Here is a 14,947-nt window from a genome sequence, read left to right on the forward strand (position 1 = left end):
ACAGCGGCCGGGGGGCCGACTCGGGCGAAGCCCGTGGGGCCGACTCGGGCGGCGGCCGCGGCTGGTCATCGCTGCGGCAGAGCCGCGGCCGGGCGTCTCCGGTGGGCCCGGCTCAGAGGGCACCCGGCAAGCCGGCTCGCTCATCCCCCGGCAAGCCGGCTCGGGCCGCGCCGGTGGGCCGGCTCAGGCGACGCCCGCAGCCGCGGTCATGGCTGCGGCAGGGCCGCCGACTCGGGCGGCGCCCGGTAGGCCGGCTCGCCGGGCGCCCGGCGGGTCGGTGCGCGCGGCCCCCGCGCCGCGGTCATCGCTGCGGCAGGGCCGCGGCTCGGGCATCCCCCGATAGGCCGGCTCGGGCGTCTCCCGGTAAGCCTGCTCGGACGGCGCCTGGTGGGTCGGCTCGGGCGGCGCCCGGTAGGCCGGCTCGCCGGGCGCCCGGCGGGTCGGTGCGCGCGGCCCCCGCGGCCGCGGTCATCGTTGCGGCAGGGCCGCGGCTCGGGCATCCCCCGATAGGCCGGCTCGGGCGTCTCCCGGTAAGCCTGCTCGGACGACGCCTGGTGGGTCGGCTCGGGCGGCGCCCGGCAAGCCGCTCAGACGGCGCCTGCTAAGCCGGCTCGGGCGTCCCCCGGTGGCCCGGCTCAGGCGTCCCCCGGTGGGCCTGCTCGGGCGGCGGCCCCCGCGGGCCGCGGTCATGGCTGCGGCAGGGACCGGCACAGGGCGTCCAGGGCCCCTGTCCAGGCGTGGTCCGGGGGTGTGCCGTAGCCGACGACCAGCGCGTCGAGGGGGTCGGTGTCGGCGTCGGGATGGCGGTGGCGGGCGAGGCCGTGGACGGCGAGGCCCTGCCAGGCCGCCGCGCGGACCACCGACGCCTCGGTGCCCGGCGGCAGCCGCAGGACCGCGTGCAGGCCCGCCGCGATGCCGGTGGCGTGCACCTGCGGGGCGCGGGCGGCCAGCGCGGCGACCAGGGAGTCGCGTCGGCGCCGGTAACGCAGGCGGGCCGCGCGGACATGGCGGTCGTAGGCGCCCGAGGTGATGAACTCCGCCAGGGTCAGCTGGTCCAGGACTCCGGAGGACCACCCGCCGCCGCTCTTCAGCGCCGTGACCTCGGTGACCAGCGACCGGGGCAGCACCAGCCAGCCCAGCCGCAGGCCGGGGGCCAGCGACTTGCTGGCGGTGCCCATGTAGACGACCTGCTCGGGGCCCAGGCCCTGCAGGGCGCCCACGGGCTGCCGGTCGTAGCGGAACTCGCCGTCGTAGTCGTCCTCCAGGATCAGTGCGCCGGTGCGGCGGGCGCGGTCCACGAGCGCGGCCCGGCGGTCCGGATGCAGCGGCACCCCCATCGGGAACTGGTGCGCGGGCGTCATCAGGACCGCCCGCGCACCCGTCAGGTCGCCCGGGCGGGTGCCGAGTCCGTCGAACGGCAGGGGCACGGTGCGCAGACCCGAGCGGTGCAGCAGGTTCCAGTGGACGTCGAGGCCGTAGGACTCCACGGCGAGGGTGCGCAGGCCCCGCTGCCGCAGCACCGCGCCGAGCAGGGTCAGCCCGTCGGAGAACCCGGAGCAGATGACGATGCGGTCCGGGTCGGCCCGTACGCCGCGGGCCCGGGACAGGTAGCCGGCGAGGGCGGTGCGCAGTTCCGTCCGGCCGCGGGCGTCTCCGTAGCCGAGGGCGTCGGACGGCGCGGCGGCCAGGGCGCGGCGGGCGGCCTTCAGCCACTCGGCGCGCGGGAAGGAGGCGAGGTCGGGGGTGCCGGGGACGAGGTCGTGGGCGGGCCGGCCCGGCCGCTGTCCGGCGGGCGCCGACTCCGGTGCGGCTCGCGGGACCGTCCGCTCGGCCACCCGGGTGCCCGAGCCCTGGCGGGCGGTCAGCCAGCCTTCGGCGACGAGGTCTCCGTAGGCCTCGGCGACCGTGTTGCGGGCGATGCCGAGGTCGGCGGCGAGGGAGCGGGAGGAGGGCAGCCGGGTGCCGGGGGCCAGCCGGCCGCCGCGGACCGCCTCCCGCAGGGCGTCGGTCAGACCCCGCCGGACTCCGGAACCGGCCGGTTCCAGGTGCAGGTCGACGCCGAGCGCGGCTCCGCGCGCGGGGTCGGGCCGCTTGGAAGTGGCCCGGTGTTCTGCCATGGAAATGGACCATACTCCTGGGCTGTTCCGCTCGTAGGGTCGACGGCATGACGACGAACGAGGACAACACGACGACCGCCGGGTACGCCGCCGAGGAGGCCCCCCGCCTGGAGTGGGCGAAGCTGGTGCCCGATGTCTACAAGGCCATGGTCAAGCTGGACGCGGCGGCCCGGCAGGGCCTCGACCCGCTGCTGCTGGAACTGGTGAAGGTCCGCGCGTCGCAGCTCAACCACTGCGCGTTCTGCCTGGACATGCACACCAAGGACGCGCTGGCCGCGGGTGAGAGCGTCGAGCGCCTCGTGCAGCTGAGCGCGTGGGAGGAGTCGAGGCACTTCTACACGGAGAAGGAGCTCGCCGCGATCGCGCTGACGGAGGCGGTGACCGTCCTGACCGACGGCTTCGTGCCGGACGAGGTCTACGCGAGCGCCGCCGAGCACTTCGAGGAGACCGAACTGGCGCAGCTGGTCGCCGCGATCACGGTGATCAACGCCTGGAACCGGTTCGGGGTGACCTGCCGGCTCGTGCCCGGTCACTACCAGGCGGGCCAGTACAAGTAGGAGGCGGGACGGACCGGCGGCGGGGCGCCTTGGCGGGAGACGCCCCGGCGCCGGTCACGGGGTCAGGACGGAATCCAGGGACGCCAGGTCGACTCGTGGGACCGGACCCACTTCTCCGCCGCCTCCTGGGCCGACAGCCTGTCGTCGGCGATCATCAGGGAGACCTCGTTCTGGTCCTCGGTCGTCCACCTGAAGTTCTTCAGGAACCGGGCCGCCCTGCCGCCGCTTTTCGCGAAGTCCGCGTTCAGGTACTTCTGCAGCGGGGTGTGCGGATAGGCGCAGGCGACCTTCTCGGGGTCGGCGTCGCAGCCCTCCTTGTAGGCGGGGAGCCCCACCTCCGTCATGGGCACCTTCTCGAAGAGCCACTGCGGCGAGTACCAGTAGGTGAGGAAGGGCTTCTTCTCCTTGGCGAACTGCTTGATCTGCGTAATCTGTGCCGCCTCCGATCCGGCGAAGACGACCTGGTAGTCGAGCTTCAGGCTGTCCACCAGCGCCTTGTCGTTGGTGACGTAGGAGGGGGAGCCGTCGAGCAGCTGGCCCTTGGCGCCGCTCTCCGCGGTGCGCAGCCGGTCCGCGTACTTGTTCAGGTTCTTCCAGTTCGTGACGTCCGGGTGCTGCTCGGCGAAGTACGTCGGGACGTACCAGCCGATGTGGCCGGTGACCCCGAGGTCGCCGCCGCGGGTGATGGTCTTCTTGTCGTCGACGTACCGCTTCTCCTGCTCGGGGTGGCCCCAGTCCTCCAGGATCGCGTCGACGCGGCCCTGGCTGAGCGCGTCCCAGGCGGGCACCTCGTCGACCTGCACGGTGTCGACGCGGTAGTCCAGCTCGTGTTCGAGGAGGTACTGCGCGACGGCCTCGTTGGACTGCGCGCCCACCCAGGACTGCACGGACAGGGTCACCGTCCTCGCGCTCTGCGCGTTGGCGAACGGCGACGCCTGCCGGGTCATGTCGGCGGCGCCGCAGCCGGTGGCGAGCACCAGCACGGTGAGGGCGGCGGTCAGACGCGTCTTCGTCGGCGTGCGGGACATGTCACGCTCCCTTCTCGGTGCGGCGCTGCGTCGGCTGGGTGACCCGGTCGAGCATCAGGCCGAGGCAGACGATCGCCGCGCCGGCGACCAGTCCGGTCGCCAAGTCGCCCTGGGCGAGGCCGAACACGACGTCGTAGCCGAGCGCGCCGCCGCCGACCAGGCCGCCGATGATGACGACGGCGAGGACCAGGACGACGCCCTGGTTGACGGCGAGCAGCAGGGCGGGGCGGGCCAGCGGGAGCTGGACCTGGCGCAGTTGCTGTCCGCCGGTGGCGCCGAGCGAGCGCGCGGCCTCCAGCGCGGCCGGGTCGACCGAGCGCAGCCCCTGGGTGGTGATGCGGACGACGGCGGGCAGGGCGTAGACGACGGCCGCGGCCACGGCGGGCGCCCGGCCGATGCCGAACAGCGCCACCACCGGGATCAGGTACACGAACTGCGGCATCGTCTGGAAGACGTCGAGGACCGGGCGCAGGACCCGCTCGACGCGTTCGCTGCGGGCCGCCGCGACACCGGTCGCGAAGCCGGTGACGAGGGTCACCGCGACCGCCGCGAGGACCTGCGACAGCGTGTCGAGGGAGGGCTTCCAGACGCCGAGCACACCGATCGCGGCCATCGCGAGGACGGCGGTCAGCGCGGTGCGCCAGGTGCCGATCAGCCAGGCCAGGGCGGCGACGAGCAGCAGGACCGCCCACCAGGGCAGCCACTGGAGGCCGTCGCGGAGCGGGTCGAGGACCCAGGTGGTGAAGTGGCCCGCCCAGTCGGCGGTGCCACCGATGTAGGGGACCCCCGAGTAGAGGTGGTCGGTCATCCAGTCGACGGCGGTGTTCACCGGTCCTGCGATGCGCACGATCCAGGCGTCGGGCCAGTCGAGGCGGCCCGTGAGGCGCCCGGCGACGGCCACGGCGACGACCGCGACGGCGGCGTACGCCCAGTGCGGGCCCCTCGTCTCCGTGTGCGCGCCGAGCCGTTCCCCCGCGGCGGCGGTCACCCGGTCGAGGACGACGGCGAGCAGCACGATCGGGATGCCGGCGGCGAGGGCGGCGCCCACGTCGACGGAGGCCAGGGCCTGGTACACACGGTCGCCGAGTCCGCCCGCGCCGATCACGGAGGCGATGACCGCCATGGACAGCGCCATCATGATCGTCTGGTTGAGACCGAGCAGGAGTTCCTTGCGCGCCAGCGGCAGCCGGGCGGTGAGCAGCCGCTGGCGGGCCGTGGCGCCGAGCGACGCGACGGCCTCCATGACGCCGGGGTCGGCGCCGCGCAGGCCGAGGGCGGTGAGCCGGGCCATGGGCGGGGCGGCGTACACGACGGTGGCGAGGACGGCCGCGGGGACGCCGATGCCGAAGACCAGGACGACGGGCAGCAGGTACGCGAACGCGGGCAGCACCTGCATGGTGTCGAGGACCGGCCGCAGCGCGCGGAACGTGCGGTCGGACAGTCCGGCCGCGAGGCCGAGCAGCATGCCGAGGACGACGGAGACGAGGACGGCGACGACCATCAGGGCCAGCGTCTGCATGGCCGGCACCCACATGCCGAGGAGTCCGCAGGCGAGGAACGCGGCGGCCGTGCCGAGGGCGAGTCCCAGCCCGGCGGCCCGCCAGGCGACGGCGGCGGCCACCGCCGTCACACCCGCCCAGCCCGCCGCGAGCAGCACCAGGTAGACGGCGCGCACGGAGAGCACGACCGCGTTGCTGACGTGGCCGAAGAAGTACAGGAACAGCGGGTGGCTGTCCCGGTTGTCGATGATCCAGTCGCTGGTCCTGCCGAGCGGTCCGGTGAGGTCGACGGTCAGTGCGTGCGGCCAACTGCCGCTCGACCAGCGGGCGTCGAGCAGCGGGACGGCGGCGAGCACGGCGAGCAGCAGGAGCTTGCCCGCGGCCCGGTGGCGCAGGAGGCTCCTGGCCCGGTCCGCCGGGCCCCTGCGGCCGGCGGGCGCCGTGACGGCAGCCATCAGGCCACCCCTTCGCCGGTGCCGTGCGGGTCCCCGCCGGCCACCACCCCGGGGCCGCCGTGGCCGGGCGTGTCCGTGCCGGCCACCACTCCGGGTCCGCCGTAGCCGGGCGTGTCCGTGCCGGCCACCACTCCGGGTCCGCCGTAGCCGGGCGTGTCCGTGCCGGCCACCACTCCGGGGCCGCCGTAGCCGGGCGTGTCCGTGCCGGCCACCACTCCGAGCAGGGTCTCCGAGTCGACGACGCCGACGCACCGGCCCTCGTCCACCACGCGGGCCGCGCATCCGGAGCGCGCGACCGCCTCGATGGCCTCCGAGACGGTGGCCCCGGGCTTCACGGCCGGCCCGCGGCCGGCCTCGCCGGCGGACGCGGCACGCATCGCCGACCGTACGGTCATGACCTGCTCGCGGGGCACGTCGCGGACGAACTCGCGCACGTAGTCGTCGGCGGGTGAGCCGACGATCTCCTCGGGGGTGCCGAGCTGCACGATGCGGCCGTCGCGCATGAGGGCGATCCGGTCGCCGAGCCGCAGGGCCTCGTTCAGGTCGTGGGTGATGAAGACCATCGTGCGGCCCTCCTCGCGGTGCAGCCGGATGACCTCCTCCTGCATGTCGCGCCGGATCAGCGGGTCGAGGGCACTGAACGGCTCGTCGAACAGCAGGACTTCGGGGTCGACGGCGAGCGCCCGGGCGAGTCCGACGCGCTGCTGCTGGCCGCCGGAGAGCTGCCCCGGCCTGCGCTGCTCCATGCCCTCCAGGCCGACCTTGGCGACCACCTCGGCGGCCCGCTCACGGCGTTCGGCACGCGGGACGCCCTGGATCTCCAGGCCGTAGGCGACGTTGTCGAGGACGGAGCGGTGCGGCAGCAGCCCGAAGTGCTGGAAGACCATCGCGGCCCGGTGGCGGCGCAGTTCGCGCAGCCGGCCGCGGTCCATGGCCAGCACGTCCTCGCCGTCGATGGCGAGCGCGCCGCAGGTCGGCTCGATGAGCCGGGTCAGACAGCGCACCAGTGTGGACTTGCCGGAGCCGGACAGGCCCATGACGACGAAGACCTCGCCCTTGCGCACGTCGAAGCCGACGTCGCGGACGGCGGCGGTGCAGCCGGTGCGGGCACGCAGGTCCGCCGCGGACAGCGAGGCGAGTTCGGGGTCGGCGGGCACCCGCTCGGACTTGGGACCGAAGACCTTCCACAGGTTGCGCACGGAGAAGACGGGGGACCCGGCCTCCGGGCTCCCGGGGCTCCGCGGGGTTTCCAGGATCGTACTCATCGGGCCTCGCCTCCCAGCAGGTCGGCGCACTTCTCGCCGACCATGAGCACCCCGATCATCGGGTTCACGGCGGGCATGGTCGGGAAGACGGAAGCGTCGGCGATCCGGATGCCGTCGAGCCCGCGGACGCGCAACTCGGGGTCGACCACGGCGAGTTCGTCCGCCGGGTCGCCCATCCGGCAGGTGCCCGCCGGGTGGTAGACGGTGTGCGCGACCTGCCGGGCGTACGCGCTGAGTTCCTCGTCGCCGGTGACCTCGGGGCCGGGGCACACCTCACGCTTGAGCCAGCCGGCCAGCGGCTCGGCCCCGGCGATCTCACGGGCGATCCTGATGCCGTCGACGAGCGTCCGGCCGTCGTAGTCGTCCTCGTCCGTGAAGTAACGGAAGTCGAGGGCGGGCTTCTCGTCCGGGTCGGCGCTGGTCAGGTAGAGCCGGCCGCGGCTGCGCGGCTTCGGGATGTTCGGGGTCATCGAGACGCCGTACGCGGGGCGTTCGTAGCCCAGCCGCTCCGGATTGTCCGTGAACGGGATCTGGTAGAAGTGGAACATCAGGTCCGGGCCCGGCCGTTCGGGGTCCCGGCGCACGAAGAGGCCCGCGTCGGAGTCCATCGCGGAGTTCTCGGGGATCGGCTCGTTCGTCTCCCACACGATCACCGACTCGGGGTGGTCGAGCAGGTTCTCACCGACGCCCGGCAGGTCGAGCGCGACCGGTATGCCGAGCCGCTCCAGGTCCTGCTTCGGGCCGATGCCGGAGTGCAGCAGCAGCCGGGGCGAGTCCACGGCTCCCGCACAGAGCAGCACCTCGTTCCTGGCCCGTACGAGGGTCTCCGTGCCGTCCTCGCCGCGGACGTGCACGCCCGTGACGCGGGTCCCGTCCAGCTCCAGCCGGTACGCCCAGGTCTCCAGCAGGAGCGTCAGGTTGGGCCGCCGGTCCATGACGGGGTGCAGGTACGCCACGGACGCGCTGGACCGCTTGTTGTTCTCGGGGTGGTAGGCGAGGTCGAAGAAGCCGACGCCCTCGGTGAACGGCTTCTTGTTGAAGCCCTCCACCCGCGGCACGCCGAGCGCGGCCTGGGCGGCGTCGACGAAGTCGCGGGCGATGGCGTTCCGGTCCTTCTCGTCGACCGCCACGATGTTGTTCAGGAGGCGCTCGTAGTACGGCTCCATCGGCGCCGCGCCCCAGCCCTCGGCACCCGCCGCCTCCCACTCGTCCCAGTCGGACGGCAGCGGCTTGAACGCGATGAGCGTGTTGTGGGACGAGCATCCGCCGAGCACCCGGGCCCGGCTGTGCCGGATGTGCGAGTTGCCGCGTGGCTGCTCGGTGGTGGGGTAGTCGTAGTCCAGCTCCCCGCCGAGCAGGCCCATCCACCGGCGCAGGGTGAGGACGTCCTCGCGGTCCACGTCACTGGGGCCGCCCTCGATGACGGCGACGGTGACGTCCGCGTTCTCGGTCAGGCGGGACGCGATGACGGAGCCCGCGGTGCCGCCGCCGATGACGACGTAGTCGTACGTGTTCTCGTGCTCGGACATGAAGGGGGTGCTCCTCTTCGTGCAACGTGCTGCGCGTGACCGGTGGGGGATGCGCGGCGGTGGGGGGTCGGTCCGGTCGGGGGCGCGCGCCCGGCCGAGGGGTGATGGGCCGGCCGGGGCGCGCCCGGGTGGTCGGGTCGCGGTGCGCCCGCGTCAGCCGGCGAACCAGCGCACCGGCTTCGGCGCGAGGTTCTGGTAGACGTGCTTGGTCTCCCGGTACTCGGCGAGGCCGGCGGGGCCCAGTTCGCGCCCGACGCCGCTCTTGCCGAAGCCGCCCCACTCCGCCTGCGGGAGGTAGGGGTGGAAGTCGTTGATCCAGACGGTGCCGTGGCGGAGCCGGGCGGCGACCCGTCGGGCGCGGCCCGCGTCCGCGGTCCAGACGGCGCCGGCGAGGCCGTACTCGGTGTCGTTGGCGAGCGCGACGGCCTCGTCCTCCGTGCGGAACGTCTCGACGGTCAGCACGGGCCCGAAGACCTCCTCGCGGACGACCTTCATCTCCCGGTGGCACCCGTCGAGGACGGTCGGCTCGTAGAAGTACCCGGCGGCGGGCCGGACTTCGGACGGCTCGGGGCGCCTGCCGCCGCTGCGCAGCACCGCGCCCTCCGCGAGGGCGGACGCCACGTACGCCTCGGTCTTCTCGCGCTGCTGCGCCGAGACGAGCGGGCCGCACTCGACGCCGTCCTCGGTCCCGCGTCCGAGCCTGATCCTCGCGGCGCGGGCGGCGAGTTCGGCGACGAAGCGCTCCCGCACGGACTCCTCGACGATGAGCCGGGAGCCCGCCGAGCACACCTGGCCGCTGTGGATGAACGCGGCGTTCAGGGCCTGGTCGACGGCGGTGTCGAAGCCCTCGTCCGTGGCGCAGGAGTCGGCGAAGACGACGTTAGGGTTCTTGCCGCCGAGTTCCAGGGCGACCTTCTTGACGCCGACGGCGGCGGCCTGCGCGACCTTCGTCCCGCTCGCCAGGCCGCCGGTGAAGGAGACCAGGTCGACATCGGGGTGCTCGGCCAGCCGGGCGCCGACCGAGTGGCCGGGCCCCGTGACGATGTTGGCGACTCCGGTGGGCAGCCCGGCCTCGACGAGCAGTTCCACGAGGGCGATCGTCGTCAGCGGAGTGATCTCACTCGGCTTGACGACGAAGGTGTTGCCCGCGGCGAGCGCCGGCGCGACCTTCCAACTGGCCTGGAGCAGCGGGTAGTTCCACGGAGTGATCATGGCGCAGACGCCGACGGGCTCGTGCACGACGACACTGTGGACGTCCGCGGACCCGGCGTCGACGACCCGTCCGCCGCCCTCCCCCACGACCAGACCGGCGAAGTAGCGGAAGGCGTCGGCGACGCAGTCGATGTCGACGCGCCCCTCCTCCACCGTCTTGCCCGCGTCACGGCTCTCCAGCAGCCCCAGTTCCTCGCGGTCGCGTACGAGCAGGTCGGCGACGCGGCGCAGCAGCGCGGCACGGTCGGCGACGGGGGTGCGGGGCCACGGGCCCTCGTCGAAGGCCCGCCGGGCGGCCTCGACCGCCAGGTCCACGTCCTTCTCGTCACCCTCCGCGACCACGGCGAACGGCTCGGCATCCGCGGGATCGAGGATCTCGCGCGTGGCTCCGGAAGCGGCCGCACGCCACTGCCCGCCCGCATGAATGGTGTGCTGCGCCTGTCGTTCGGTCTGTCGCGCCATGATCGGCATCGCCTTCCGTTCCAGTTTCCTGCCCCTGCGTCACACTCGGTCACCCTTGGGGGCCGTGAGCACCTGCCCATCCGCCCCTCATGCATGCGAACCCGTGGCCGAAAGTGCCCGGTGTCACTGAACAACCAGCAGAAATAACGACAGGGTCGGACAAATGCCGTCGGCCCGATCGGCTTCCTGGACATACGGCATTTTCTTTGACTAGGGTCAAACACGTATGGAGCCAGTCTCAGTGGACGACGTGCGGGCGCTGCGCCGCTTCCACCGGTACTTCACCCGCCGGGTGGGCGCGCTCGGCGAGCACTGCCCCGGCCGGGAGCGCCCGCTCGGCGAGGCCCGGCTGCTGTTCGAGGTGGGACACGGGACCTCGCTGCGTGACCTCAGAAGCCGGCTCGGGCTCGACGCCGGGTATCTGAGCCGGATGATCAAGACGCTTCAGGCGCAGGGGCTGATCCGGGTGAGCGTGCACCCCGAGGACAGCAGACTGCGGGTCGCGGAGCTCACGCCCGCCGGACGCGCCGAGGTCGCGGAGCAGAACCGGAGGGCCGACGGACTGGCCGCGGGCCTGCTGCGGGGGCTCAGCCAGGCGCAGCGCGGCGAACTCACCGCCGCCGTCGCCGTCACCGAGCGGCTGCTGCGGCTCGCCGGGATCGGCGTCGAGGTCGTCGACGGCGCCTCCCGCGACGCGCGGACCTGCCTCGCCGCGTACGCCGCCGACATCGGCGAGCGGTTCCCCGAGGGCTTCGACCCGGCGGCCCTGGTGCGGCCGGGCGAGGTGTCGGGGCGGGCCGGTGCCTTCGTCGTGGCGTACGAGGAGGGGCAGCCCGTGGGCTGCGGGGCGCTGCGCCGGCTCGAACGGGGGGTGGGCGAGATCCGGCACGTGTGGGTCCATCCCGACGCGCGGCGGCTCGGACTGGCCCGGCGCATCCTGAAGGAACTGGAGCGGCAGGCCGTCGAGCGCGGACTCAACACCGTGCGGCTCGACACCCACGCGGTCCTCACCGAGGCCCAGGCCATGTACCGGGCCTGCGGGTACACGGAGATCCCGCCGTACGACGACAACGCCCACGCGGCCCACTGGTTCGAGAAGCGCCTGCGCCGCACACCGGCCCGCCGCCCCTCCGGCTGACGGGACGCGGGCGGGCGGCCCGGACCGCTCACGCCGTCGCGCAGTCCGCTCCCGTCGGGCAGAACGAGTTCAGGGCCACCCGGAACGGGGTGCGCACGTCCGTGCCTTCGGTCCCGATCGAGCGGATCGCGTACGCCGTACCGTCCGGGGCCTCGAAGCGGTGGTCGACGACCTGGAGGGGGCCGTCCTGCACGTCGTCGTAGCGGTAGCCGAGCTCGGCCCAGTCGGTTCCGGAGCGCCGGTCCAGGACCCGGTAGCCCGCCAGCTTGGCGTCGAACCCGAAGGACGGGTCGTTCTCGGCCTGGGACAGCGAGTCGGCGGGGCTGGCCTCCATGAGCTCGAACAGTTCGAGTTCGGCGGTGCCGTCAGGGGACGTGTAGTGGACGACCGACGGCTTCCCCGTGCGCCGGTCCACCGAACGGTCCCAGCCCTCGGGCACGTCGACGGTGTAGCCGACGCCGTCCACCGAGCGGCTGTAGCCGGGGGACGGCGACGCGGAGGCCGAGGGCGACTCGGAACCCGCGAGAGGATCCCCTTCCTCCGAGCCTCCGGCGCCCTCCGAACCCTGCGCCGAGGGGGCGCCCTGCGTGGCGGTGACGGTCACGGACGACCGCGGCCCGCCGGAGCCCGCCCGGTCCGTTGAGCCGTCCCGGGTCAGCGCCCACACCCCGCCGCCCACGCCGCCCGCCAGCAGCGCCCCGGCGACGATCACGAACAGCAGCCGCCGTGAGCCGTCCGGCCGGGCCGGCGGCGGACCGCCGCCCGGCACCGGGGCGCCCCAGGACGGCGGCACCGGGTCCTGAGCCGGGGGTGGGGACTGATGCGGCTGGGGCTGCGGCTGCTGAGGAGGGGGCGGTGGTGGCGGGAACACGGCCGACTGGGTCTGCGCCGAGGCCCACCACTGCTGCTGCGGATCCCGCGGACCCGCCCCCGAACTCCCGCCCGCGTCATCGGCTCCCCCGGCGCCCCGTGCCGGACCGTCCGCTCCCTCGGCGCCCCGCGCCGGGTCCGCGGCACCCGGTACCGCTGCTCCCGCCTGCCCGGACGACCCGGACGGCCCGCCCGTTCCGTCGTCGTCGACCCACCGCTGGCGGTCCGCGTCCCACCGTTGTCGCATGTCCTCCCCCTCTCCTCACCCCGTGCTCCCACGATCCCGCGTGCCGGGCGTCGCGGGGCGGACGGGAACGGCCCTAGGCCGTGTCCGCAAAGTCCCGCCTGTTCCGCGACGCCTGGCACGCACTCTCGCCGCACCGGGCGAAGCCCCAAGTACGTCCAGTACGAGGGTCTCCGCCCGGCACGCCGAGAGCACGCACCAGACGCCGCGGAACCCGCCCTCCGGGCGGACGACGAGACTTTGCGGACACGACCTAGCCCGCCAGTTGCGTGATCGCCTGCACCACGGCCGCCGTCGACGCCAGCCCGGCCACCGCCGCCGCGGCGGTCTCCAGTCGCAGCCGCAGCCGCCCGAGCCGCTGCGGATCGGCGGTTCCCGTCCGCTCGATCTCCCCCTGCACGACGGCGAGTTCACCGTCCAGACCGGCCGCACCCGATGACTCCGTGAGCAGCCGCAGATGGTCGCGCAGGCTGCGTACGGCGTCCAGCAGCGCCTCGGTCGCCTCATCTGCGGCCGGCGCGCGCGGCGCCTCGTGGTACTCGGCCCTGCCGTGGTCGCCGAAGCTCACCGCGCTGCGCGTGATGCGGTCGATCCGCCCTCCCGTGCCGTCGCTCATTCCGTGTCCCCTTCCCCGTACATGGCGCTGCCGACGCCGGTGGTGACGGCGCTCCTGCTGATCCGGCCCACCGCGGTCCCGCCGCTCATCTGTCCGATGAACTGGCCGCCCGCGGAGACGTTGACGATGTTCTGCTCGAAGCTGCCCGTCTCGCAGCCGCTGCGCCGCAGCGCCTCGCGCACCCCGCTCGCGATGCGGTCCTCGACGGTCTTGATGTAGCGGCTGACGTCCATCTCCTGGAACAGCGACAGCCCGTCCGTGCTGCCCAGTTCGCGCACCGACGCCAACGGGGCGTCGGGCGGCGCCTGTTCGCGGTGCGCCAGCCAGGTGTGCAGGCACTGCGCGAGGGTGCGGACCGCGGAGATCCCGGCCACGACGTTCGTCGCCGGACCGGACAGCAGCGTCCGCACCGCCTCGCGCAGCGCCTCGTCCTCGCGGCGGGACGCGATGAGGTCCACGTGCCGGTACTCCGCCGCGATCGGTCCCAGGACGTGCGGCACGACCTCCAGGACCAGCATCCGGCCCTGGGTGTGGACGCGGACCAGCACCGAGACCACCACCTGCTCGTCCCAGGCACCGATCCGCACCCAGAGGAAGTGGCGGCGCGCCTCGCCGCCCTCGTCGACCGCTCCCTCGGCATGCGCCCGGGCGGACTCGGCGCCGTACACGCCTTCGCTGCGGCCGACGCCCGAGGGCAGATAGACGAACTCCTCGATCTCCAGGTCCTTGAGCCGGTCCCGGCTGGTCAGGGCGGCCGACTCGCGCAGCGCCTCCAGCTTCGGGCGTACCAGGTCGATGATCTGGCGGTTGGTCAGCCGCACCGGGGGCGCGGCCCCGTCGGGCGGTCCGTTGACCCCGTCGGGCAGTCCGTTGCCGGCCGGCAGTCCGTTGCCGTCGCCGTTCGGGCGGCCGTCGGGCGAGTCCCCGTTCAGCGACAGCCGGTGCTTCCTGGCCGGGGTGATCTCCATCGCGAACGACCAGGGCTCGTACGGCTTTCCGGCCCCGACGAACGGCCGGTGGGCGTCGTAGAGCGCGACGCCCGCGTGCTGCTCCCAGGCGATGGCCCGGGCGACGCGGATCTGGCGCTCGTTGCCCGCGGGGGTCGCCGGCGCCGTGCCCTCGAAGACGTCGCGGCCGAGTTCCCTGCGCATGACCTCGGCGACGTGGGAGCGGTGGACCCCGGTGGCGAAGGTGAGCGCGAGCGGGAACAGCAGCGGGAACGGATCGTCGGGGAGCCGCTGGAGGGCGTACCCCCAGTAGACGAGCTCCAGGCCCCGGGCCATGATCGTGAGCCCCCAGGCGGTCGCGCGCCGGGGCAGCCGGAGCCTGGTCGACTCCGCCCGGCTCACCGCGTACATGGTCGTGCCGCCGCCGGATGCCGCCCGCGCGGCCCAGAGCAGGACGCATACGGCCGCGTAGAAAAGCGCCGGGAAGGCGCCGACCAGCACGCCGAGTCCCACGACCCCCGGCGCCAACTCCCCGCCGGCGGCTGCCCCGTTCCGCGCCAGGGCCGCCTCCACGGCGAAGAAGACCACCCAGATGCCGCCCAGGGCGAGCGCGGTCGAGACCTCCTGCCGCCGTGCCCGCACGGCATGCGCGAGCACGGAGACGACATCGACACCGAGGGACGGCGCGGCCGGCCGCTCCTCGTGCCCGATGAGTTCGTCGATGACCCGCGCCCTGAACCCCGTGTCCAGATAGGCCCCGGCGCACAGCAGCCGGGTGGACTCGCTGTGCGCGTACCGCCGATTCGATCCCGTCAACGGGACCACCCCCGCCATGTCTTGCTCGGCCCGGCCGGCAACCCCGGGCGGACCGTACGCCACGACGATAGCGAGGGTTACTCCTGTTGCAGCCGCCATATGCCGATAAAGCACGGGTGTTCGATACGTACTTTTCGTACGCATGCGTCGGCCCCCACCGGAGTACGTTCCGATGGGGGCCGGCGGAGGCTG

11 protein-coding genes are annotated in these 14,947 nt (G+C 73.9%); 2 read left to right on the forward strand and 9 right to left on the reverse strand.

Annotated features, from left to right (window positions below; all coding sequences use genetic code 11):
* Positions 1-686: 686 nt before the first annotated feature.
* Complete coding sequence (gene pdxR, locus AC069T_RS00790) at positions 687-2,117, reverse strand: MocR-like pyridoxine biosynthesis transcription factor PdxR (protein WP_478780663.1); 1,431 nt, start codon at positions 2,115-2,117, stop codon at positions 687-689.
* 47 nt (positions 2,118-2,164) lie between these two features.
* Here pdxR and AC069T_RS00795 point away from each other — a divergent pair, with 47 nt between their 5' ends.
* Positions 2,165-2,674 (forward strand): carboxymuconolactone decarboxylase family protein, encoded by a 510-nt coding sequence (locus AC069T_RS00795; protein WP_478780664.1) that lies wholly within the window; start codon positions 2,165-2,167, stop codon positions 2,672-2,674.
* A gap of 62 nt (positions 2,675-2,736) precedes the next feature.
* Here the strand turns inward: AC069T_RS00795 and AC069T_RS00800 are convergent, their stop codons facing one another.
* The 5 genes from AC069T_RS00800 to AC069T_RS00820 all read right to left on the reverse strand — a co-directional run bounded on the left by AC069T_RS00800 (position 2,737) and on the right by AC069T_RS00820 (position 10,124).
* Complete coding sequence (locus AC069T_RS00800) at positions 2,737-3,702, reverse strand: ABC transporter substrate-binding protein (RefSeq protein WP_478780665.1); 966 nt, start codon at positions 3,700-3,702, stop codon at positions 2,737-2,739.
* 1 nt (position 3,703) lies between these two features.
* Positions 3,704-5,656 (reverse strand): ABC transporter permease, encoded by a 1,953-nt coding sequence (locus AC069T_RS00805; RefSeq protein ID WP_478780666.1) that lies wholly within the window; start codon positions 5,654-5,656, stop codon positions 3,704-3,706.
* Positions 5,656-6,921 carry a quaternary amine ABC transporter ATP-binding protein gene (locus tag AC069T_RS00810; protein WP_478780667.1) on the reverse strand — a complete coding sequence of 422 codons (1,266 nt, stop codon included), beginning with the start codon at positions 6,919-6,921 and terminating at the stop codon, positions 5,656-5,658. The genes AC069T_RS00805 and AC069T_RS00810 overlap by 1 nt, the downstream gene beginning before the upstream one ends.
* Positions 6,918-8,450, reverse strand: coding sequence for a GMC family oxidoreductase (locus tag AC069T_RS00815; protein ID WP_478780668.1), 1,533 nt, complete (start codon positions 8,448-8,450; stop codon positions 6,918-6,920). The genes AC069T_RS00810 and AC069T_RS00815 overlap by 4 nt, the downstream gene beginning before the upstream one ends.
* Positions 8,451-8,603: 153 nt before the next feature.
* A complete protein-coding gene (locus AC069T_RS00820) occupies positions 8,604-10,124 on the reverse strand; it encodes an aldehyde dehydrogenase family protein (RefSeq protein WP_478780669.1) in 1,521 nt (506 codons plus the stop codon).
* Between the two features lie 226 nt (positions 10,125-10,350).
* On the opposite strand from AC069T_RS00820, the gene AC069T_RS00825 reads away from it, so the two are divergent.
* Positions 10,351-11,262: a bifunctional helix-turn-helix transcriptional regulator/GNAT family N-acetyltransferase gene (locus AC069T_RS00825; RefSeq protein ID WP_478780670.1), complete on the forward strand. Its 912-nt coding sequence runs from the start codon at positions 10,351-10,353 to the stop codon at positions 11,260-11,262.
* Between the two features lie 28 nt (positions 11,263-11,290).
* On the opposite strand, the gene AC069T_RS00830 is transcribed toward AC069T_RS00825, so the two are convergent.
* The 3 genes from AC069T_RS00830 to AC069T_RS00840 all read right to left on the reverse strand — a co-directional run bounded on the left by AC069T_RS00830 (position 11,291) and on the right by AC069T_RS00840 (position 14,755).
* Positions 11,291-12,379: a hypothetical protein gene (locus AC069T_RS00830; protein WP_478780671.1), complete on the reverse strand. Its 1,089-nt coding sequence runs from the start codon at positions 12,377-12,379 to the stop codon at positions 11,291-11,293.
* Between the two features lie 250 nt (positions 12,380-12,629).
* Complete coding sequence (locus AC069T_RS00835; RefSeq protein WP_478780672.1) at positions 12,630-12,992, reverse strand: hypothetical protein; 363 nt, start codon at positions 12,990-12,992, stop codon at positions 12,630-12,632.
* Positions 12,989-14,755 carry a hypothetical protein gene (locus tag AC069T_RS00840; protein WP_478780673.1) on the reverse strand — a complete coding sequence of 589 codons (1,767 nt, stop codon included), beginning with the start codon at positions 14,753-14,755 and terminating at the stop codon, positions 12,989-12,991. Before AC069T_RS00840 ends, AC069T_RS00835 begins: the two co-directional genes overlap by 4 nt.
* Between the last annotated feature and the right edge of the window lie 192 nt (positions 14,756-14,947).

Source organism: Streptomyces sp. NPDC043867 (genome assembly GCF_056435845.1).